The following is a 19,123-nucleotide window of genomic DNA, read 5'->3' as shown; positions in this document are numbered from 1 at the left end:
CCCCGCCCCACCGACCCCGGCCTACCCCCTCGGGAGCACCAGTGAGCACAGAGTCCAGCAAGCCGGCACTCGACCTGTCCGACGTCGACCACCGCGTAGGCCTGCCGGTGGGCGGGGGCCAGCTGTGGGACCCGTGCAGTTCCTCCGACATCCGCCGCTGGGTGATGGCGATGGACTACCCCAACCCCCTGCACTGGGACGAGGAGTTCGCCCGCGCGTCCGCGTTCGGCGGCATCGTCGCACCGCAGTCCATCGCGGTGGCCCTGGACTACGGGCACGGCGCGGCGCCGGCGTGCGTGGGCCGCATCCCGGACAGCCACCTCATCTTCGGCGGCGAGGAGTGGTGGTTCTACGGCTGCCGGGTCCGCCCCGGCGACAAGCTGTTCCAGGAGCGGCGCTTCCACGACTACAGGGTGACCGAGACGACGTTCGCCGGGCCCACGATGTTCTCGCGGGGAGACACCGTCCACACCAACCAGGACGGCACCCTCGTGGCGCGCGAACGGTCGACCGCGATCCGCTACCTCTACGAGGAGGCGCGCAAACGCGGCATGTACGAGAACCAGCTCGGCGAGATCAGGCGGTGGACGGCCGACGAGCTCGCCCAGATCGAGAAGGTGCGCCGAGCCTGGCTCGAATCGAACCGGATGGGCGTCTCACCGCGTTTCGAGGAGGTCGAGGTCGGCGACCGGCTGCCGCGCCGCGTCATCGGCCCGCACAGCATCGCGTCCTTCACCACCGAGTACCGGGCCTTCCTCTTCAACATCTGGGGCACCTTCCAATGGGTCGCGCCCCCCGGCGTCGAGGACCCCTGGGTCAACCAGGACCCGGGCTGGAGCGAGGACTTCCGCTTCGACGAGGAGGACGCCAGGATCGACCCGCGCAAGCGGGACGGCCTGTACCTGGGCCCGTCCCGCGGCCACATCGACGCCGACCGCGCGAGCGAGGTCGGCATGGCGCGCGCCTACGGCTACGGCGCCACGATGGGCGCGTGGTGCACCGACTACCTCGCCTACTGGGCCGGCAATGACGGCATGGTCCGCCATTCCAAGGCGGATTTCCGCGGGCCCGCGTTCGAAGGCGACGTCACGTATTTCGACGCCGAGGTCGTCGACAAGAGGACCGAGTCGGAATGGGGCGTGCCGCTCGTCCAAGTGAAGCTGCGCCTCACCAACCAGGACGGCGGGGTGCTGGTGAGCTGCACCGCCGAACTCGAACTGCCGTTCTAGCGCGGCCCGGAAGGCAGGCGATGAACGCCACGGCGAACACCGAACCCGCGCGGTCCCTCTCGATCGCGGCGGGCCCGCCGCTGAGCGGGGAACCGGGGCTCGGCCCGCTCACCCTCCCCGGCTTCCTGCGCGAGGTGACGGAGCGGTACAGCGCGCGCGAGGCGCTCGTCCTGCACGCGCCCGGCGGCGAAGCCACGCGCTGGACCTATACCGACCTCTGGGAACGCGCGATGGAGGTCGCCCGCGCACTGCACGCGTGCGGCCTGGGCAAGGACGGCCGCGTCGGCGTCCTGATGACGAACCGCCCCGAATGGGTCGCGGCCGTCTTCGGCGTATCGCTCGCCGGCGGCGTCGCCGTCACGCTCAGCACCTTCTCCACGCCTCCCGAACTCGATCACCTGCTCCGGGTCTCGTGCGTCTCGGTGCTGCTCTTCGAACGCACCGTGCTGAAGACGGACTTCGCCGCCGTCCTCACCGAACTCGAACCGGAGATCGGCAAAGCGGAGCCGGGCACTCTGCGGTCGACGCGCTATCCGTACCTGCGCCACCTGGCCATGGTCGGCGACGCCGCGCCGGACGAGACGATCGACACCTGGGACGCGTTCCTGGCCCGCGGCCTGCGGGAGCCGCGCGAATCCGTGGAGGCCGGGTTCAGAGCGACACGTCCCAGCGACACCGCGGTGCTGTTCTTCTCGTCGGGCTCCACGAGCAAGCCGAAGGGCATTCTGAGCGCGCACCGCGGCGTCTGCATCCAAATGTGGCGCTTCCGGCGCATGTACCGGTTCGAGCCGGAGGACGACGTCCGCGGCTGGACGGCCAACGGCTTCTTCTGGTCCGGCAACTTCGCCATGGCGCTGGGCACGACCCTCGCCGCCGGCGGCGCGCTCGTCCTGCAGCCCACCTTCTCCGCCGCCGAAGCCCTGGAGCTCATGGCGGCGGAGCGGGTGAACTTCCCGTTCGCCTGGCCCCACCAATGGGCGCAGCTGGAAGCGGCCCCCAACTGGGCCGACGTGGACCTGAGCGGCATGCGTTTCGCGGACGCGGCCACCCCGATCGCACGGCACCCCACCGTCACCGCCCCCGAGTGGCACGAACCCGGCCATGCCTACGGCAACACCGAGACCTTCACCATCAGCACCGGCTACCAGGCCGACACCCCACCGGAGGTGCACGCCGGCAGCAGCGGCAAGCCGCTGCCCGGCGTGACACTGAAGGTCGTCGATCCGCTCACCGGCACCGTCGTGCCGCGCGGCGAGCGCGGCGAGATCTGCGTCAAGGGCCCCACCCTCATGCTCGGCTACCTCGGCACCCCGCTGGACGAGACCCTCGACGCGGAGGGCTTCTTCCACACCGGCGACGGCGGCTACCTGGACGGCACCGACCGCCTCTTCTGGGAGGGCCGGCTCACCGACATCATCAAGACCGGCGGCGCGAACGTCTCACCGCGCGAGGTGGACGAGGCCGCGTCCACCCATCCCGGCGTCAAGCTGGCGCAGACCGTGGGCGTACCGCACGACACGCTCGGCGAGGTCGTGGTCACCTGCGTCGTGCCCCATGACGGCACCGCCCTGAAGGCCCAGGAGATCCGCGCCTTTCTCCGGGAGCGGCTCGCGAGCTACAAGGTCCCGCGCCACGTCCTCTTCTTCCACCAGGACGAAATAGCCCTCACCGGCAGCGCCAAGATCAAGTCCAGCGACCTCCGCGCCCTGGCCGCAGAACGAGTAGGAGATTGACCGGAGAGCCTTCCTCAACTGCCGCCCTCATCGCCGCCGTTCGCCAAGCCGGGACTGGAGCCCGCGCCCGACGACAACCGGCGGGTCCTGGCCGTCCTCACCTGGCTTCAGGCGCAATGACCTGCTCCCCGCCGGGGGACGCCGTCGCCGCCGGCCCGGCCGCCCAGGTGGACAGCAACTGGAGCGCGATCTCGCTCGCGCCGTCCGGAACCGGGGCCAGCGTGACCATGCGGCAGCGCGGATCGCCCGGCATCTCGAAGTTCTCGTAGTTGACCGTGATGACGCCGAGCGCCGGGTGGCGGAGGTCCTTCACCCCGGACGTCCGCAGCTCCACGTCACCGGCCGCCCAGAGCCCCTCGAACTCCGCGCCGCCCTCGCGGAGCTCGCCGATCAGGCCGGCCAGGTCGCGGTCACCGGGATGGCGCGCGGACACGAGCCTCAGCTGAGCCGCCGTGACCGCGGCGATCTCGTCCCAGGCGACGTAGAAGTCGCGGGCGGCGGAATCGAGGAAGAGGTAGCGGGCGAGGTTGCGCCCTCCCCCGGCGGGGCGGCCGGCGAGCACGTCGCCGAAGAGGCGGACGGCGAGCGGGTTGGCGGCCAGCACGTCGAAGCGGTCGTTGATGACCATGGCCGGGACGCGGTCCATCAGCGCGAGCAGCCGTTCCGTTTCGGGCCGCACCCCGTTCCCGGCCGGTTCCGCGGTGGCGCCCCGTCCGGGAGGGCCGTCGAGGGGCGGGTGGGCGAGGGTCTCCAGGTGGGCCCGTTCGACGTCGTCCAGCGAGAGCGCCCGCGCGAGGGCGTTGAGCACCTCCGGCGATGGCCGATGCGAACGCCCCTGCTCCAGGCGCTGGTAGTACTCCACGCTGATCCCGGCGAGCTGCGCCAGTTCCTCGCGCCGCAGCCCCGGTACGCGGCGGCGCGTGCCGACGGGCAACCCCGCGCTCTCCGGTGCCACGCGCGCCCGCCGCGACTTCAGGAAGCCTCCGAGTCCATCGCCCATGCCATCGAGTATCCCGGCACGGCGGTCGGTGAGGGTGGCCCTGCCGTTACCCGGATACCGCTTTCGATCCGGGTATTGACCGATCGATCGATCGATCTGTACGGTCGGCGGCAGGGCAGTACGATCGACCGATCGATCGACTGATGTCCGAGATGGCGCATCGAGGAGGCCGGGATGAGCGGGAACGCCGACGGGTCGGCGCGGGAGCGGCGCGGCCGCCGGGCCGCGGACGACGCACCCGCCAACGTCCGGCTGTCACAGGCGGCGCTGGAGCTCTTCTCGCAGAAGGGGTTCCACGCGACCGGGATCCGCGAGATCGGCGCGCACGCCGGCGTGAGCACCTCGATGCTCTACCACTACCTGAGCTCCAAGGACGAGGCCCTGAGCGACCTCGTGCTGGAAGGGCTCAGCAGGCACGGCCAGGCGCTGGAGAACGCCTGCGCCATCGTCGACCGTCCGGAGGAACGGCTCGCCGCCCTCATCGGCGTCCACATCATCATCCCCGTCAAGCATCCGCAGATGGGCCAGTTGCTGCAGCAGGAACTGCATGCGCGCGACTGGTCCGACCATCCGGCGATCAGCGGCCAGCGCGCGCGCACGAACCGGCTGTGGACCGGCGTCCTGACCAGCGGGCAGGAGGAGGGCGTCTTCACCTTCGGGTCGGCGTCGCTGGCGCGGATCGCGCTGATGCGCTCGACCACACTCGTGACCCAGTGGTACAAGGCCGGCGGCGCGCTCGGCCTCGACGCGGTCACCGCCCAGTTCGCCGACCTGGCCCTCGGTACCGTCCGCGCCCGGCGCGACGGCCGGCCGCTGCGCTTCGACGATCTCGAAGCCCCGTCGGTCGACCGGCTCGTCGAGGTGGTCGAGGACGCCCACCGGGACGTCTGGTGGTGACCGGCCGCTGAGGCCCCCGCACACCCCGTCCAGGGCGAATATCGTTTCGCCTTTTCTTCACTCCATAACACCGCGCGGCGCACCGTTCGCGTGCGCCTTCGTGCCCGCATGCCGTGATGACGGTGGACCGTCAGCGGCACTGAACACCCACCCCCTGCACTCCTTCGGCGCCTTAAGCGGTGTCGTGTCACCAAGGAGGTACCCGAATGTTCGCCAACATCGGGGAGAGCCGTCCATCCACATCATCCCGCCGGCACCGTTCACGGATTCTGGGCGCGGCCGGCGCCGCTCTGCTGCTTCCGCTGGCCGCGTGCGGCACCAGTGCGGCGAGCGGAGACGGAAAGAGCATCAAAATCGGCTACATCGCACCGCTGTCGGGCACCGCGTCGCTCTATGCGGGCGGTTTCACCGGCGGCATCGAGAGCGCGGTCGGGGTCCACGAGAAGTCCGGCGGCTGGAAGCTCGACCTGAAGAAGGGCGACGACGCCAGCGACCCGGCCACCTCCACGCAGGTCTGCCAGCGGTTCGTCAACCAGGACCATGTCGACCTCATCGTGGCCGTCCAGCCCGCCGCGAACGCGCAGGCGTGCCGGGCCGTCGCCGCCGCCCGCAAGGTTCCGTACGTCTCGTTCGCCACCGGCGCGGCCGAGTTCTGCTTCCCGAACATGTGGAACTACGGCCCCTCCCCCAAGCAGGCGGCGCTGCCCCTCATCGGGTACCTGCTCGCCCACGGGTCGAAGAAGTTCTATTTCCTGGGCACCGACTCCGCCTCGCCCAAGGCGACCTTCGCCATCGCGAAATCGCAGATCGAGGCCAAGGGCGGGACGGTCGTCGGGACCGGCTACGAGCCGCTCGGCACGTCCGACTTCTCGCCGGACATCTCCAAGATCGTGTCGTCGGGCGCCGACACCGTCTTCAGTGCCGCGGTCGCGGGCGACAACGTCACTTACCACAAGCAGTTCGCGGCGAACGCGGGCACGAAGAATCTCATCCAGGGCGACATGCAGATGGTCACCAAGACGGCCCGGGCGCTCGGCTCGGCGGCGGCGGGCGTCATCTATGCCGGTCCCTACGACCCATCGGTTCAGAATGCCGTGAATTCCACCTACGCCACCGCGCTGAAGGCGGCGGCGCCGAACGTGAGTCCCGGTGACGCCATTCTCCCCTATCAAGGGATGACGCTCGTCGACAAGGCGCTCGACTCCCTTCCCAAGGGCGAGCACCCCACGTCGGCGGCGATCGGGAAGGCCCTGTCGGCGGCCTCCGCGGAGACGCCGAGCGGCACGCTCACGGCCGGCGCGAACCGCTACGTGACGATGCCGATGCGGATGTTCAAGGTCGGCTCGGACGGCTCCTCCTCGTCGGTCCTGACCACCGTCCCGTCGGCCGATCCGTCGGTCGGCTGCAAGCAGTGAGCGGGCGGGAGGCGACATGACCGTTCTCATCAGCATGATCAATACGAGCGCCACCACGCTCCTGGTCGTCATGGGGCTGGCGATCGTGCTCGGCCTGATGCACATCGTCAACCTCGCCCAGACCGGATTCATGGCCGTCGGCGTCTACACCGGGCTGGAGGTCGGCCCGCGCCTGGGCTTCTGGACGGGCGCGCTCGCCGCCGCGGTGCTCGCCGGGCTGGTCGGCGCCGCGGCCGAGACGCTGCTGCTGCGGCGGGTCCGGGAGCGGATGCTGGAGACGATGCTGGCGACCTGGGGCCTGTCGCTGATCCTGACCCAGCTCATCCAGTTGCGGTACGGGCCCGACAGCCGCGTCATGGCCACGCCGCTGCACGGCTCGTTCCAGCTCTTCGGCACGACCTGGCAGAAGTACCGCGTGCTGCTGGTGGCGGCCGCCATCGTGCTGGTGGCGGCGATGTGGGCGGTGAGCCGCTTCACCCGCGTCGGGCTGCGGGTGCGGATGTGCATGGCCGATCCGGAGCTCGCCGAGGACAGCGGCATCAACACGCTGCTGGTGCGGCAGGCGACGTTCGTCCTCGGCTGCGCGCTCGCCGGGTTCGTCGGGGTCCTGCTCGGCCCGATCTCGGGGATCAGCCCCAACTACGCCGGGAACCTGCTCGTCCCCGCGTTCCTCGCGGTGATGATGTCCGGCCGGACGCTGCACGGCCTGGTCATCTCCGGTGTCGTCCTGGCGGTGGTGCAGGTCGGGTTCGCCTACTGGTCGAAGCCCGCGTACGCGACGGTCGCGGTCATCGCCGTGGCCGTGGTCGTCCTCGGCTTCCTGCCGGACGGCATCGACGTGCGGCGGTTCAGGAGGGTCCATGTCTAGGCCGGTCGGGATCGCCACGGCCGCGATCGCCGTGGTCGTGCTGGTGGCGCCGTACCTCACCGGCACCTACTACCAGCAGCTTCTCGCGCAGGCGTTCCTGTACGCGATCGTGGCGGTGAGCCTCGACTTCGTCTGGGGGTACACGGGCGTCCCCGATCTCGGTCACGCGCTGTGGTTCGGCATCGGCGCGCTGTCGGTCGGCCACGCCACCACGGTGCTGTCGGACGTCGGGCTGGTCACCGAGGTGCACGGGTCGTTCGGCCGCTACCTGGTCGGCACGATCGCCGGGGTGGTGGGAGCGACGGTCCTCGCCGCGGTCGTCGCGCGGCTGTGCCTGTCGTCGCGCCGGTCGAACGACTTCTACATCGTCGTGGTGACGCTCGCGCTGGCGACGGCCGCCGTCACCGTCTACGACCAGACCCCGGCGCTCGGCGGCGGCGAGAACGGGCTGTTCGGCTTCAACCTGCAGAACGTCACGCCGCTCGGCTGGTACTACATCACGGCCGCGCTGCTGGCGGTGACCGTCGCGGTGGCGCTGGTGGTGGTGCGCAGCGACTTCGGGCTGCTGATGCGGGCCGTCCGCGACAACGCGCCGCGGGCCCGCTACCTCGGCTACAACGACGTCAACGTCAAGATCGGGGTGTTCACCGCGGGCGCCGCCGTCACCGCGCTCGCCGGGGCGGTGTTCGCGATGATGACCGGCGTCGCCAACGACGGGCAGTTCAGCTTCACGCTCGCCACCTCGATGCTCGTGTGGGTCGCCGTCGGCGGCCGCGCCACCGTCGTCGGGCCGATGATCGGCGCCATCGTGATGAGCCTGGCCGGCGCCAAGCTCAACGAGCACTTCCCCGCCCAGTGGACGATCATCGAGGGCGCGCTGCTGATCGCCGTCGTGGTGTTCGTCCCCGGCGGGCTGCTCGGGCCGCCGGTCCGGCTCGCCGGGCGGCTGCTCGCCCGCCGCCACCCGCCGCGCGGCCGCACCGTCACCGCCGCCTCCGCCTCCGCCTCCGCCTCCGCCGAGAGCGGTGGTCCCGCCCGGGAACCCGGCGAGGGCAAGCCGGTGGTCCGCATCCGCGGCCTGGTCTTCGGCTACGGGTCGCTGCGCGTCCTGGACGGCGTGGACCTGGACGTCGTCGCCGGTGAGCTGCTGTGCATCGTCGGTCCGAACGGCGCCGGAAAATCGACCCTGACCGACGTCGTCACCAACCGGAGGCTGCGGTCGCGGGGAACGATCGAGTTCCTGCTGCCGGGGCACCGGCTCGGCGACCGCCCGGCCTCGCACGAGATCGCCCGCGCCGGCGTCGGCCGCAAGTTCCAGATCCCCTCGGTGTTCGCGAGCCTCACCGTCGCCGAGGCGCTGCTGCTGGCGGACCGCCGCGGCGCGCCGCCGTCGCTCTGGCGGCGCAGCGCGACCGTCACGGTCGCCCCGTCCGTGGTCGACATCGTGCGGATCGCCGGGCTGGACGGGCGGGCCGACACCCTGTCGTCCGACCTCTCGCACGGGCTGCGGCAGGGACTGGAGGTGGCGATGGCCGTCGCGGCGCGCCCCCGCGTGGTCATCCTGGACGAGCCGACCGCCGGCCTCACCGCCCACGAGCGCCACGACATCGGCCGGGTCCTGGAGCACCTGCGCGACATCGGGATCGCGGTCGTGCTCATCGAACACGACCTCGACTTCGTCGTCCGCGTCTCCGACCGCGTCGCGGTCCTGCACGGCGGCCGCGTCATCGAGGACGGCCCGCCCGACGCCGTCCGCGGCTCGGAGGTCGTCCGCAGCGCCTACCTGGGGACGGCGGTCCGATGAGCACCACGCTCGACCTGCGCGTACGGGACCTCCACGCCGGGTACGGCGCGGCGACCGTGATCCAGGGCGTGTCGTTCGACGTCGCCCCCGGCGAGTCGCTGGCCCTCGTCGGCCGCAACGGGATGGGGAAGACCACCCTGCTCAAGGCGATCATGGGCCATGCCCGGCGCTCGACCGGAACGGTCCAGGTCGGCGGCGGCGACATCACCGGCCGCGCCCCGCACCGGATCGTGCGCCTCGGCGTCGGCTACGCCGCCCAGGAGGGCAACCTCTTCGCCGACCTGACCGTCGAGGAGAACCTGCAGGCGGCCACCATGCACGCGCGCCGCGGCCGCAAGGCGGAGCGCCGCGAGGAGGTGCTCGCCTACTTCCCGGTGCTGGAGGGGCGGCTCTGGCAGGCCGCCGGGACGCTGTCGGGCGGCGAGCAGAAGATGCTCGTGCTCGCCCTGGCCCTGCTCCGCGAGCCCCGGCTGCTGATCATCGACGAGATCAGCGACGGCCTGCAGCCGAGCGTCGTCGACACCGTCGGCGACGTGCTGCGGGCCGAGCGGGAGCGGCGGGGCACGTCCCTGCTCATGGCGGAGCAGAACGTCGACCTCAGCCTGCGCGTCGCCGACCGCGTGGCCGTCCTCAAGCTCGGCCGGATCGTGTCCACCGTCGACAGCGCGGCCGAGGGCGTCCGGGACCGGCTGATGAAGGAGCTGGCACCATGACCCGCCCCGAGACGACCCCCACGGTGCGGGGCACGGTGCGGGTGGACGGCGCCGACCTGCGCTGGGCGCGGCTCGGCGACGGCGAACGGACGGTCATCGCGGCGCACCAGGGACCGGGCGGCCCGTCGCGTCCGCCGTGGCTGCGGATGCTGGCCGAGACGCCGGGTTGGAACGTGCTTTCGCTGGAACTGCGCGGGACCGACGGCACGCTGCGCCCGGACGAGGATCTCGGCGACCGCTGGTATCCGCGCTGGGCCCTGGACGTGGCCCGCGCGGCCGAGGCCCTCGGTGAAATGAGCTACGTCTATGCCGGGGCGTCGCACGGCGCGGTCGTCGGCTGGCATCTGGCGCTCGACCGGCCCCCAGCATTGCGGGCGCTGGTCTCGGTCGTCGGCGCGCCGCACGGCCGCGACGGCTCGCCCACCGGCTCGCCCGACGCCCCGTCCGGCTGGGAACAGCGCAAGGCCGCCGTCCGGGACCGGCGGCTGGCGGAAGAGGTCTTCGCCTCGATGCGCCCGCCCACGTCCGACCCGGTGCGGTTGCGGCGCCGCGCGAAGGCCCGCGAGTCCTACCTGGCAGGCCTGGAGGCGCTCGATCCCGACGCACTACCCCGGGCCGGCATCGCCCTTCCGCATCTGCGCACGGACGCGGAGGTGACCGACGAACTGCGGACCATCGCTCTGCCCGTCCTGGTCGCGGGCGGGATGCAGGACCGGCTCTGCCGGCCCGACGACAACCTCCGCGCCGCCGGCGCCGTTCCCGGCGCCCGCCTCGTCCTGTTCCAGGACCACGGCCACACCACGCTCCTGGACGAGGAGCCCGAGCCCCTGATCGACCAGATCCGGCTGTTCCTCGCCCATGCCGCATCGACGTCGGCGCCGGATCGCCGGCCCGACCCCGAGGAGAGCTCCCCATGCCTTTGATGGACCTAGAGGACGCCACGCTCCACTACGACGAGTACGGCAGCGGCGACGAGATCGTCCTGTCGTCGGCGATGGCGTTCGACCCGCACGCCTACCCGGCGTGCCTGGCGGCGCCGCCCACCGGCTACCACGTCTACACGATCCAGGCGCGCGGCTACGGCGGGTCCAGCCATCCGGACGAGCCGCCCGCGCAGGGCTGGCTGAACCAGTGGGCCGACGACGTCTGCGCCTTCGCCGACCGCCTCGGCGTCGACCGGTTCGTCTACACCGGGATCTCGCACGGCGGCGGGATCGGCTGGCACGTGGCGGCCCGCCGGCCCGAGCGGCTGAAGGCCCTGGTCTCGGTGGTCGGCACCCCGCACGACCGCGCGGGCGGCACCGGGTCGTCCGCCGGCCGCCGCCGGATGATCGAGAACCGCCGCTCCCCCGAGGTCATCGCCGAGCAGCTCCGGATCATGTACGGGCCGACCGACGACCCGGCGCGCGAGGCGGCGCGGGAGAAGGAGATCGCCCGCCGGGTCGAGCACTACCTCGCCCAGCCCGAACGGGAGACCCTCATCAACCAGGGCAAGCCGTTTCCAGACGCACGAACCGACGAGGAGCTGGAGGAGGTGCTGCGCGGCATCCGCGTCCCCGTCCTGATCCTGGCGGCGATGCGGGACGGGGTCATCTCGCCGGAGTCGGCACTGCGCGCGGCGCGTTCGGTCAAGGGCGCCAAGGCCGTGCTGTTCGAGGACGAGGGCCATTTCATCGGCACCGAGAGCCCGGAGCGGCTCGTCCGGGAGGTGCGCGTGTTCGTGGACGAACTGAACGGCGTCGCGGAGCCACTGCCCGCGACGGGGAGCGGGATCGGGATCGGCGCATGAGCGGGGAGATCACCGTCATGGCCGTCGGCGACGTCATCCTCGACGAGCCCGACGCGCCCTCGTTCTTCGACCCGGCGCGGGACACGCTGCTGAGCGCCGACATCGCGGTCGCCCACATCGAGGTGCCGCACTCCGGCACCACCGAGCGGACCAGCACCGACGTGCCCGCCCCGCCCGCCGACCCGGCCGCGCTCGCGGCGCTGCCCGGCGCCGGGTTCGGCGTCGCGACCCTCGCCGGGAACCACGTCTACGACGCCGGCGCGTCCGGCATCGCCGACACGGTCCGGCACCTGGAGGCCAACGGCCTGGCCACGACCGGAGCGGGCGCGAACCTGCCCGCGGCCCGGCGGCCGGCCATCGTCGAACGCGGCGGGCTGCGGCTGGCCGTGCTCAGCTACAACTGCGTCGGCCCGCGCGAGTCGTGGGCCACGTCGGCCAAGGCGGGCTGCGCGTACGTCCACGTCATGACCCACTACGAGCTGGACCACGCGAGCCCCGGCGGACCGCCGCGCATCTACACCTTCGCCGAGCCCGACGACCTCGACCGGCTCGCCGGCGACGTGCGGGCCGCCCGCGCCGAGGCCGACGCCGTCCTGGTCGCCTTCCACAAGGGCGTGGGCCACACCCCGGCGGCGATCGCCATGTACGAGCGGCCCGTCGCGCACGCCGCGATCGACGCGGGCGCCGACGCGGTCATCGGCCACCACGCGCACATCATGCGGGGCATCGAGGTGTACCGCGGCCGCCCGATCTACCACGGCCTCGGCAACTTCGTGACCGTCACCCGCGCCCTCACCCCGACCGGCGGCGACAGCGCCGAGATCGAGGCCTGGGCACGCCGCCGCGTCGAGCTCTACGGGTTCGCGCCCGATCCGGGCATGCCGTTCTACCCCTTCCATCCGGAGAGCCGGAACACCGCCATCGCCACCGTCCGGTTCGACACGTCCGGCATCACCGGTGCGGGTTATGTGCCCTGCTGGATCGACGACCAGGGACGTCCCGTACCGCGCGGGCGCCATGAAGGCGGCGAGGACGTCGCCGGCTACATCGACGACATCGGACGCCGCGCGGGACTGAACACCGCGACGCGGTGGCGCGGCGACACGGAGATCGAACTGACCGACGTGAACGGGGGCGCGCGATGACGGCACGACCGCTGGACGGCCGGACCGTCCTGGACCTGACGACCGCCCTCGCCGGCCCCTATGCCACGCTGCTGCTGGCCGGCCTCGGCGCCACCGTCATCAAGATCGAGAACCCGGCGATCGGCGGGGACAGCTCGCGCGGCAACTCCCCCTACGCCCGCGCGGACGGCCCGGCCGCCGAACGCGGCGACGCCAGGGACATGTCGGTGTCGATGCTGACCCGGGGCCGCAACAAGAAGAGCATCACCCTCGACCTCAAGAAGCCGGGAGGCCGCGAGGTCTTCGCCGACCTGGTCCGGCACGCGGACGTGGTGGTCGAGAACTACGCGGCCGGCACCGCCGACCGGCTCGGCGTCGGCTACCGGGCCGCGCGCGAGGCCAACCCGCGGATCGTCTACACCTCGATCAGCGGGTTCGGCGCCCAGGGCGGCGGATCCGGGACGGGCAAGGCGATGGACACCATCATCCAGGCCCTGAGCGGCGTGATGATGACGGCCGGGGAACCGGGCGACCCCCCGGTGCGGTTCGGCCTGCCCGTCGGCGACCTGCTCGCCCCGCTCTACGCGGTCGTCGGCACCCTCGCCGCCGTCATGCACGCCGACCGCACCGGCGAGGGCCAGCACGTCGACGTGTCGATGCTCGGCGCGCTCACCTCGCTGCTGTCGTGCGAGCCGTTCGACGCCTTCGAGGCGATGGGGCTGCCGACCCGCACCGGGGCGATGGTGCCCCGGCTCGCGCCGTTCGGGGTGTTCCCGGCCGCCGACGGCTGGATCGCGCTGTGCGGCCCGACCGACGCGTTCGCCCGCGGCGTCTTCGCCGCGATGGAACGTGCCGAACTGGCCGACGACGACCGCTTCGCGACCCGTGACCGGCGCGTCGGCAACGCCGCGGAGCTGCACGAGATGATCCGGTCCTGGACGTCCGGGCTGGCCCGGGCGGAGGTGGTCAAGCGGCTCGCCGACCACGGCGTCCCGGCCGCGGAGGTGCGCGAGCCGGCCGAGGCCGTCCGGGACGCCTCGGTCCTCGCCCGCCGCGAGGTCGTGGAGCTCGTCCACCCCGACCACGGCCCCACCGGCCTGCTCGGCCCCGGCATCCCGATCACGTTCTCCGCCTCCGGCACCGGCCTCGACCGCCCGGCGCCCCACCTCGGCCAGCACACCGAGGAGGTGCTCGGCGACCTGCTCGGCTACTCCGCCGGGCGCCTGGCCGCGCTCGCCGACGAGGGCGTCCTGTGAGCCCCGTGCCCTCAGCGCTCAAGGAACTCCGCGACGCCTACCACGACCGTCCCGCCGCGATCCGGCGGTGGCGCGCGACCGGAGCGCCCGTCGTCGGCTGCGTGGGCGCCGATGTCCCGGTCGAGCTCGTCACCGCCGCCGGCGCGCTGCCGGTGCGCCTGGCCGGAGACCCCGGCCGCGACCGCGCCCTCGCCGACCGCTACCTCGGCACCGGCCTGGACCCCGCGTCGCGCTCCATCCTGGCGGGGCTGCTGCACGGCGAACCGGACCTGGACCTGCTGCTGATCTCCAACGACTGCGCGGGCTCCCTGCGCCTGTTCTACACCGTCCGCGAACTCCAGCGGCTCGGTGTCGAACCGGCTCTGCCGCGCACGCATCTCGTCGACGTCCTGCACCTGCCGCACCGCACCACCACCCGATACAACCGCGTCCGGATCGCCGAGACCAAGGAACTGCTCGAACGCTGGTCGGGGCGGCGCATCGGTGAGGACGACCTGTCGGAGGCCGTCCAGCGGCATGACGAGGCCCGGCGCATGATCCGGGCCCTGCGGCGGCTGCGCACCGCCGAACGCCCCGCGCTGCGCGGCGAGGACGCACTGATCGCGATCGGCGCCGGCGCCGCGCTCCCCGCCGAGGACCACGCGGTCCTCCTCGACCGGCTCCTGTGCTCCGAGCCCGATCTGCCGCGCCATGGCGGACGGCGGATCTACCTCACCGGCAGCGCCCACGACGGTCCCGCGGTGTACCGGGCGATCGAGGACGCCGGCCATGTGATCGTCGCCGACGACCACGACTGGGGCGACGCGCTCGCCGAGCCCCTCGTCGGCGAGCCCACCCTCGACGCGCTCGCCGAGCGCTACCAGTACCGCGGGCCGACCTCCGCCCGGTCGTCGATCCACGCCCGCGCCCGCCAGACCGCCGCCACCGCCGAACGCTCCCGTCCCGACCTGCTCGTCTCCTACGTCCGCGCCATGGACGAGGCCCCCGCGTGGGACTTCCCCGCCCAGCGCGAGGCGGCCGGCGTGCCCGCGGTGATCCTCGAGCACCGCCACTACGGCGAACTGGGCGCCGACGCCCTGCCCCTCATCGCGGACGCCCTGCGCGCCGCTCCCCCGAACGGAGAAGCCCTCTGATGGCCCGGCAGAAGCTTCTGGCCTCCTCCGAAGAGGCGACCCGCTACCAGCGGGAATGGTTCGCCGAGCTCCGCGAGGCCGTGGCAGGCGGCGAACCCCTCGCCCTGGTCAACGCCGACGCCCCGCAGGAGATCTTCCGGGCGATGGGCATCCCGTACGTGGTGAACCAGTGGTGGGCGTCCGTCGTCGCCGCCAAACAGCGAACGGGCGAATACCTGCGGACACTCCGCGAGTACGGCTACCCCGACTACTCCGAGCAGTACAGCGCCACCTCCCTGGCGTCCGCGTTCACGGAGGTCGCCGACCCGCCGTGGGGCGGGCTGCCCCGCCCCTCGATCGTCCTCGGCGAGACCACCGGCGACACGTCCCGCAAGGTGTTCGACATCTGGGACGAGCAGGACGGCATCGCCTACTACCCGCTGGAGAGCGCCGCCGCCGACACCGTCCCCGTCAACTGGTGGGACCTGATGCCCGAGCAGTGGGAGGCCGCCGTCGGCACGCCCCGCCTCGACCTCATGGTCTCCGAACTGGAGGGCCTCGTCCGGTTCCTGGAGACCACGACCGGCCGGGTCTTCCGCGAGTCGCGCTTCCGCGAGGTGATGGCGCTCGTCAACGAGCAGGAGGAATGGAACCGCCGCACCCGCGACCTCATCGCCCGCACCCGTCCCGTCCCGCTGCGCGTGGACGACAGCATCTCCAGCGTGATGATTCCGCAGTGGCACCGCGGCACCGTCTGGGCCCGCGACGCCGCCAAGCGCTTCCACGACGAGGTCGCCGAGCGCGTCGCCGCCGGCGAGGCCGCGTGCCCGGACGAACGCGTCCGGCTCATGTGGATCGGCCGGGGCCTCTGGTACGACATGGACTTCTACCGCCACTTCGAGGAACGCCACGGCGCGGTCTTCGTCTGGTCGATGTACCTGGCGATCGCCGCCGACGGCTACATCCGCTACGGCGACGACCCGATGCGCGCCCTCGCCGCCCGCTTCGCCGCCTTCTCCGACCAGCTCTACCGGCCGCCGTGGTCGACCGAGTGGTACCTCAAGGAGGCGCGCCTGCACCAGGTCGACGGCGTCGTGCACCTGGTCGGCGAGGACGCCCGCAGCGGCTGGTTCATCACCGAGGCGCTCGAACGCGCCGGCATCCCGGTGTTCGAACTGCGCGCCGACAACGTCGACCAGCGCACCTACGACCTGACCGCCGTGCGCGCCGAGATCGACGCCTGGCTCACCACCCGCGTCACCACCAAAGCCCCGAAGTAGGGAGAAACCCCCGCCAAAAGGTCCGGCCTGCTGTCGGTGACGGGGTTTCAGCCGCCTAGTGCGACCGCACGGCGTAGGTCGCCGACGTAGGCCTCGGGCTGTTCCCAGGCCGCGAAGTGGCCCCCGGCGGGGTGTTCCACGTACTCGCGAATGTTCAGGAACGCCTCGGCATAGCTTCGCGGCTCCGGTTTGATATCGCGCGGAAAGACGGAGAGCACGGTCGGCGTGTCGATCCGGCCAGGGAGGGCGACCGGTTCGGCGTAGGTGGCGAAAGAGGTGCCGATCGTGCCCGTGACCCAGTAGGCGTTGACCCAGGTGAGAAGCTCGTCCGAGGTGAAGGCCGACTCGTCGGACCAGGAGTCCAGTTTCTCGACGATCCAGGCCGCGAGGCCCGCGGGCGAGTCGCCGAGGGCGATGGCGAGCGTGTTCGGACGCGTCGACTGCTCCGCGATGTATCCGCCTTCGGTCCGGAACCACCGCGCCGCCCGGCCGAGGTAGGCCGCCGCGTCGGGCGCGAGCTTCGCCGGGTCCGCCGTGAGCGCACGCTGCGGGGCGACGTTCGTGAGGTGCAGCGCGGCCACCCGGTCCGGGTGTTCGGCCGCGAGGAGTTCCGCGACGGTACCGCCCACGTCGCCCCCGGACACCGTGTACCGCGAGTAGCCGAGCCCGCCCAGCGCGTCCGCGACGATCCCGGCGATCCGGTTGGCCGACATACCGGGCGTGGTGAGCGGGGCCGCGAAGGGGAAGCCCGGCAGCGCGGGGACCACCACGTGCATGTCCGCGAGCAAGGGCAGGACGCGCTCGAACCGCAGCACCGAGTCCGGCCAGCCGTGCAGCAGCACGGCGACCGGGGCCCTGGGGTCTGCGGACCGCTGATGGATCACGCGCAGGTCGGTGCCGCCCGCCTGCACGGTCGCCCAAGGGAGCTCGCCGATGCGGCGCTCGTGCGGGCCCCAGTCGTACCCGTCCGCCCAGCGCTCGAGCAGTTCGTCGAGGCGGGCGGCGCTGATGCCGCGCGTCCCGTCGTCACTCCACGGTGTCGTGACGCGCCGCGTCCGCCGGAGTCGTTCCCGCATCTCGTCATTCATGTGTACGAGCGTACACATGAATGTGTATGCTCATACACATGACTTCGCGCAACGCGGCCGCCACCCGGCAGCGGATCCTGGAGCACGCGAAACGCCAGTTCGCCCGGCACGGGTACACGACGGTCACGGTCAAAGGCGTCGCCGACGCGGCCGGGGTGTCGCCCAATCTCATCACGCGCTACTTCGGCGGCAAGGACGGTCTCTTCCTGGCGGCGACCCGGGTGGAGATCCCGGTGTCCGACTCCTTCGAGGGCGACCGTTCCGCGTTGGGGGCGCGCCTCGCGGCGAGCATCGTCCAACGCTGGTCCGGCGCCCCCGGAGAGGACCCGCTGCTCGTGCTGCAACGCGCGTCCGGCGAACGCCCGGAGGCGGCGGAGGCGCTGGCCGCCTTCCTCGACACGAACTCGCTGGAGCCGCTGCACCGCTACCTGCGCGACAGCGGCCTGGACGACGCGGAGGCCCGCGGCCGGGCCGCGGCGATCGACGCCTTCGTGCTCGGCGTCTCGACCCGCCGCCGGGTCCTGCGCTCCGAACTCGGCGACCCCGCCGATCTCCAGGCCTGGCTGAGCACCACCATCCAGCGCCTCGCCGACGGCTGACCGACTCGCGCGGCCGCCGGCCAGCCCCGCCCCGATAAGGTGACCGCGAGTCACCCGGACCGAGGACGGCGTGGGGGCCTGAGTGGTGGACGGCGGTCGCGAGCCGCGCTTCGAGATCCGTTTCTGCGCCGCCGAGGGCGGGGTGCGAATCGCGTACGGCACGGTCGGCAACGGGCCCCCGCTGATCGTTCCTCCCGGCTGGATCAGCCATCTGGAATTGCTGTGGCAGGACCCGGCCGTCCGCGCGTTCCTGGTCCCCCTGGCCGCGCACCGGACGGTGGTGCTGTACGACAAGCCCGGCTGCGGGCTGTCCGATCCGTGGCCGTGCCGCCAGACGGTGGACACCAACGTGCAAGTGCTGCGGACGGTCGCCGACCATCTGCGGCAGGAGCGTTTCGACCTGCTGGGCATCTCGACGGCCGCGGCGGCGTCGCTGGCCTTCGCCGCACGGTATCCCGAGCGCGTCGGACGCCTGATCGTCTACGGCGGCTACGCCGACGGCCGCCAGGTCGCCTCCCCGCAGGTCCGGGAGGCCGTGCTCGGCATGGTGCGCGCGCACTGGGGGCTCGGCTCGGACGTGCTGGCCGACATCTTCATGGCCGACGCCGCCGCCGACGCCAAGGCGCATTTCGCGCGGTTGCAGCGGGGCACGGCCACCGCGGAGTTCGCCTGCGAGCTGCTGGAGCAGTGCTATGAGGCGTGCGTGGAGGACCAGCTGGACAGGGTGGTCACGCCGACGCTGGTGCTGCACCGACGCGGCGACCGGGCGATCCCGTACCGGCTCGGCCGCGACCTGGCCGCGCGGATCCCCGGCGCGCAACTGGTCACGCTCCCCGGCCGCAGCCACTTCGCCTGGGCCGGCGACTCCGCTTCGGTGGTCCGCGCCGTCCTGGAGTACCTGGGCGAGCCCACGGGCACGCCGGAACGGCACGGCCCGCCGTCGACGGACGATGTGCTCACTCCCCGGCAGCTCCAGGTCGCGGCCCTGGTCGCGGACGGGCTCAGCAACCGCCAGATCGCCCGGCGCCTGGGGATCGAGGAACGCTCCGCCGAAGGCCACGTCGAACGGATCCGCCAACGGCTCGACGTCCGCTCCCGCACCCAGATCGCCGCCTGGTGGGCCCGGCGCGACCGTTGAGGTAGCGGATTCAGGTAGAGCCTGGCGTAATTCCCCGCCTGACAGGACGCCGTTCGCCGTCGGATCCTTCAGGGACCA

Annotated in this window: 17 protein-coding genes; 15 read left to right on the top strand and 2 right to left on the bottom strand. The window is 72.3% G+C overall.

Going from position 1 to position 19,123, the window contains the following annotated elements; genetic code table 11:
- Positions 1 to 41 precede the first annotated feature (41 nt).
- Both ACA514_RS18670 and ACA514_RS18665 read left to right on the top strand, forming a co-directional pair.
- Positions 42 to 1,229, top strand: a complete 1,188-nt coding sequence (locus tag ACA514_RS18670) for a MaoC family dehydratase N-terminal domain-containing protein (RefSeq protein WP_375042434.1) — start codon at positions 42 to 44, stop codon at positions 1,227 to 1,229.
- Between the two features lie 20 nt (positions 1,230 to 1,249).
- Positions 1,250 to 2,962, top strand: coding sequence for a class I adenylate-forming enzyme family protein (locus tag ACA514_RS18665; RefSeq protein ID WP_375042433.1), 1,713 nt, complete (start codon positions 1,250 to 1,252; stop codon positions 2,960 to 2,962).
- A 97-nt stretch (positions 2,963 to 3,059) separates the two neighbouring features.
- Here ACA514_RS18665 and ACA514_RS18660 read toward each other — a convergent pair whose 3' ends face one another.
- Positions 3,060 to 3,962 carry a helix-turn-helix domain-containing protein gene (locus tag ACA514_RS18660; RefSeq protein ID WP_375042432.1) on the bottom strand — a complete coding sequence of 301 codons (903 nt, stop codon included), beginning with the start codon at positions 3,960 to 3,962 and terminating at the stop codon, positions 3,060 to 3,062.
- Between the two features lie 174 nt (positions 3,963 to 4,136).
- Here ACA514_RS18660 and ACA514_RS18655 point away from each other — a divergent pair, with 174 nt between their 5' ends.
- From ACA514_RS18655 to ACA514_RS18605, 11 genes are all read left to right on the top strand, one after another.
- Complete coding sequence (locus ACA514_RS18655) at positions 4,137 to 4,859, top strand: TetR family transcriptional regulator (RefSeq protein ID WP_375042431.1); 723 nt, start codon at positions 4,137 to 4,139, stop codon at positions 4,857 to 4,859.
- A gap of 206 nt (positions 4,860 to 5,065) precedes the next feature.
- Positions 5,066 to 6,274 carry an ABC transporter substrate-binding protein gene (locus ACA514_RS18650; protein ID WP_375042430.1) on the top strand — a complete coding sequence of 403 codons (1,209 nt, stop codon included), beginning with the start codon at positions 5,066 to 5,068 and terminating at the stop codon, positions 6,272 to 6,274.
- A gap of 16 nt (positions 6,275 to 6,290) precedes the next feature.
- Entirely contained in the window at positions 6,291 to 7,142 is an 852-nt protein-coding gene (locus tag ACA514_RS18645; RefSeq protein WP_375042429.1) for a branched-chain amino acid ABC transporter permease, read from the top strand.
- Entirely contained in the window at positions 7,135 to 8,946 is a 1,812-nt protein-coding gene (locus ACA514_RS18640; RefSeq protein WP_375042428.1) for an ATP-binding cassette domain-containing protein, read from the top strand. Before ACA514_RS18645 ends, ACA514_RS18640 begins: the two co-directional genes overlap by 8 nt.
- Positions 8,943 to 9,659, top strand: coding sequence for an ABC transporter ATP-binding protein (locus ACA514_RS18635; RefSeq protein WP_375042427.1), 717 nt, complete (start codon positions 8,943 to 8,945; stop codon positions 9,657 to 9,659). Before ACA514_RS18640 ends, ACA514_RS18635 begins: the two co-directional genes overlap by 4 nt.
- On the top strand, positions 9,656 to 10,582 hold the full coding sequence (locus tag ACA514_RS18630; RefSeq protein ID WP_375042426.1) for an alpha/beta fold hydrolase: 927 nt from the start codon (positions 9,656 to 9,658) through the stop codon (positions 10,580 to 10,582). The genes ACA514_RS18635 and ACA514_RS18630 overlap by 4 nt, the downstream gene beginning before the upstream one ends.
- Positions 10,573 to 11,448, top strand: a complete 876-nt coding sequence (locus tag ACA514_RS18625; RefSeq protein ID WP_375042425.1) for an alpha/beta fold hydrolase — start codon at positions 10,573 to 10,575, stop codon at positions 11,446 to 11,448. Before ACA514_RS18630 ends, ACA514_RS18625 begins: the two co-directional genes overlap by 10 nt.
- Entirely contained in the window at positions 11,445 to 12,593 is a 1,149-nt protein-coding gene (locus tag ACA514_RS18620) for a CapA family protein (protein ID WP_375042424.1), read from the top strand. The genes ACA514_RS18625 and ACA514_RS18620 overlap by 4 nt, the downstream gene beginning before the upstream one ends.
- Positions 12,590 to 13,828: a CaiB/BaiF CoA transferase family protein gene (locus tag ACA514_RS18615; protein ID WP_375042423.1), complete on the top strand. Its 1,239-nt coding sequence runs from the start codon at positions 12,590 to 12,592 to the stop codon at positions 13,826 to 13,828. The genes ACA514_RS18620 and ACA514_RS18615 overlap by 4 nt, the downstream gene beginning before the upstream one ends.
- 5 nt (positions 13,829 to 13,833) lie before the next feature.
- Positions 13,834 to 14,961: a 2-hydroxyacyl-CoA dehydratase gene (locus tag ACA514_RS18610; protein ID WP_375042422.1), complete on the top strand. Its 1,128-nt coding sequence runs from the start codon at positions 13,834 to 13,836 to the stop codon at positions 14,959 to 14,961.
- Positions 14,961 to 16,220, top strand: a complete 1,260-nt coding sequence (locus ACA514_RS18605; RefSeq protein ID WP_375042421.1) for a 2-hydroxyacyl-CoA dehydratase — start codon at positions 14,961 to 14,963, stop codon at positions 16,218 to 16,220. The genes ACA514_RS18610 and ACA514_RS18605 overlap by 1 nt, the downstream gene beginning before the upstream one ends.
- A 47-nt stretch (positions 16,221 to 16,267) precedes the next feature.
- Here ACA514_RS18605 and ACA514_RS18600 read toward each other — a convergent pair whose 3' ends face one another.
- Positions 16,268 to 17,308, bottom strand: a complete 1,041-nt coding sequence (locus tag ACA514_RS18600; protein WP_375042420.1) for an epoxide hydrolase family protein — start codon at positions 17,306 to 17,308, stop codon at positions 16,268 to 16,270.
- Positions 17,309 to 17,346: 38 nt separating this feature from the next.
- On the opposite strand from ACA514_RS18600, the gene ACA514_RS18595 reads away from it, so the two are divergent.
- Both ACA514_RS18595 and ACA514_RS18590 read left to right on the top strand, forming a co-directional pair.
- Complete coding sequence (locus ACA514_RS18595) at positions 17,347 to 17,907, top strand: TetR/AcrR family transcriptional regulator (RefSeq protein ID WP_375042419.1); 561 nt, start codon at positions 17,347 to 17,349, stop codon at positions 17,905 to 17,907.
- Positions 17,908 to 17,989: 82 nt separating this feature from the next.
- Positions 17,990 to 19,045, top strand: coding sequence for an alpha/beta fold hydrolase (locus ACA514_RS18590; RefSeq protein WP_375042418.1), 1,056 nt, complete (start codon positions 17,990 to 17,992; stop codon positions 19,043 to 19,045).
- Positions 19,046 to 19,123: the final 78 nt, after the last annotated feature.

This window comes from Actinomadura sp. NTSP31, assembly GCF_041951385.1.
In the GTDB taxonomy this organism is placed as follows: Bacteria; Actinomycetota; Actinomycetes; order Streptosporangiales; family Streptosporangiaceae; genus Spirillospora; species Spirillospora napierensis.
Note: the sequence above shows the minus strand (reverse complement) of the source record. Positions and strands in the feature narration are given on the sequence as shown.

Excerpts from the sequence above, each read along its gene's own strand:
- ACA514_RS18640 (WP_375042428.1), top strand. The coding sequence starts at position 7,135 with ATGTCTAGGCCGGTCGGGATCGCCACGGCCGCGATCGCCGTGGTCGTG.
- ACA514_RS18595 (WP_375042419.1), top strand. The coding sequence starts at position 17,347 with ATGACTTCGCGCAACGCGGCCGCCACCCGGCAGCGGATCCTGGAGCAC.
- ACA514_RS18660 (WP_375042432.1), bottom strand. The coding sequence starts at position 3,962 with ATGGGCGATGGACTCGGAGGCTTCCTGAAGTCGCGGCGGGCGCGCGTG.
- ACA514_RS18645 (WP_375042429.1), top strand. The coding sequence starts at position 6,291 with ATGACCGTTCTCATCAGCATGATCAATACGAGCGCCACCACGCTCCTG.
- ACA514_RS18620 (WP_375042424.1), top strand. The coding sequence starts at position 11,445 with ATGAGCGGGGAGATCACCGTCATGGCCGTCGGCGACGTCATCCTCGAC.
- ACA514_RS18605 (WP_375042421.1), top strand. The coding sequence starts at position 14,961 with ATGGCCCGGCAGAAGCTTCTGGCCTCCTCCGAAGAGGCGACCCGCTAC.
- ACA514_RS18655 (WP_375042431.1), top strand. The coding sequence starts at position 4,137 with ATGAGCGGGAACGCCGACGGGTCGGCGCGGGAGCGGCGCGGCCGCCGG.
- ACA514_RS18665 (WP_375042433.1), top strand. The coding sequence starts at position 1,250 with ATGAACGCCACGGCGAACACCGAACCCGCGCGGTCCCTCTCGATCGCG.
- ACA514_RS18615 (WP_375042423.1), top strand. The coding sequence starts at position 12,590 with ATGACGGCACGACCGCTGGACGGCCGGACCGTCCTGGACCTGACGACC.
- ACA514_RS18650 (WP_375042430.1), top strand. The coding sequence starts at position 5,066 with ATGTTCGCCAACATCGGGGAGAGCCGTCCATCCACATCATCCCGCCGG.
- ACA514_RS18635 (WP_375042427.1), top strand. The coding sequence starts at position 8,943 with ATGAGCACCACGCTCGACCTGCGCGTACGGGACCTCCACGCCGGGTAC.
- ACA514_RS18630 (WP_375042426.1), top strand. The coding sequence starts at position 9,656 with ATGACCCGCCCCGAGACGACCCCCACGGTGCGGGGCACGGTGCGGGTG.
- ACA514_RS18600 (WP_375042420.1), bottom strand. The coding sequence starts at position 17,308 with ATGAATGACGAGATGCGGGAACGACTCCGGCGGACGCGGCGCGTCACG.
- ACA514_RS18625 (WP_375042425.1), top strand. The coding sequence starts at position 10,573 with ATGCCTTTGATGGACCTAGAGGACGCCACGCTCCACTACGACGAGTAC.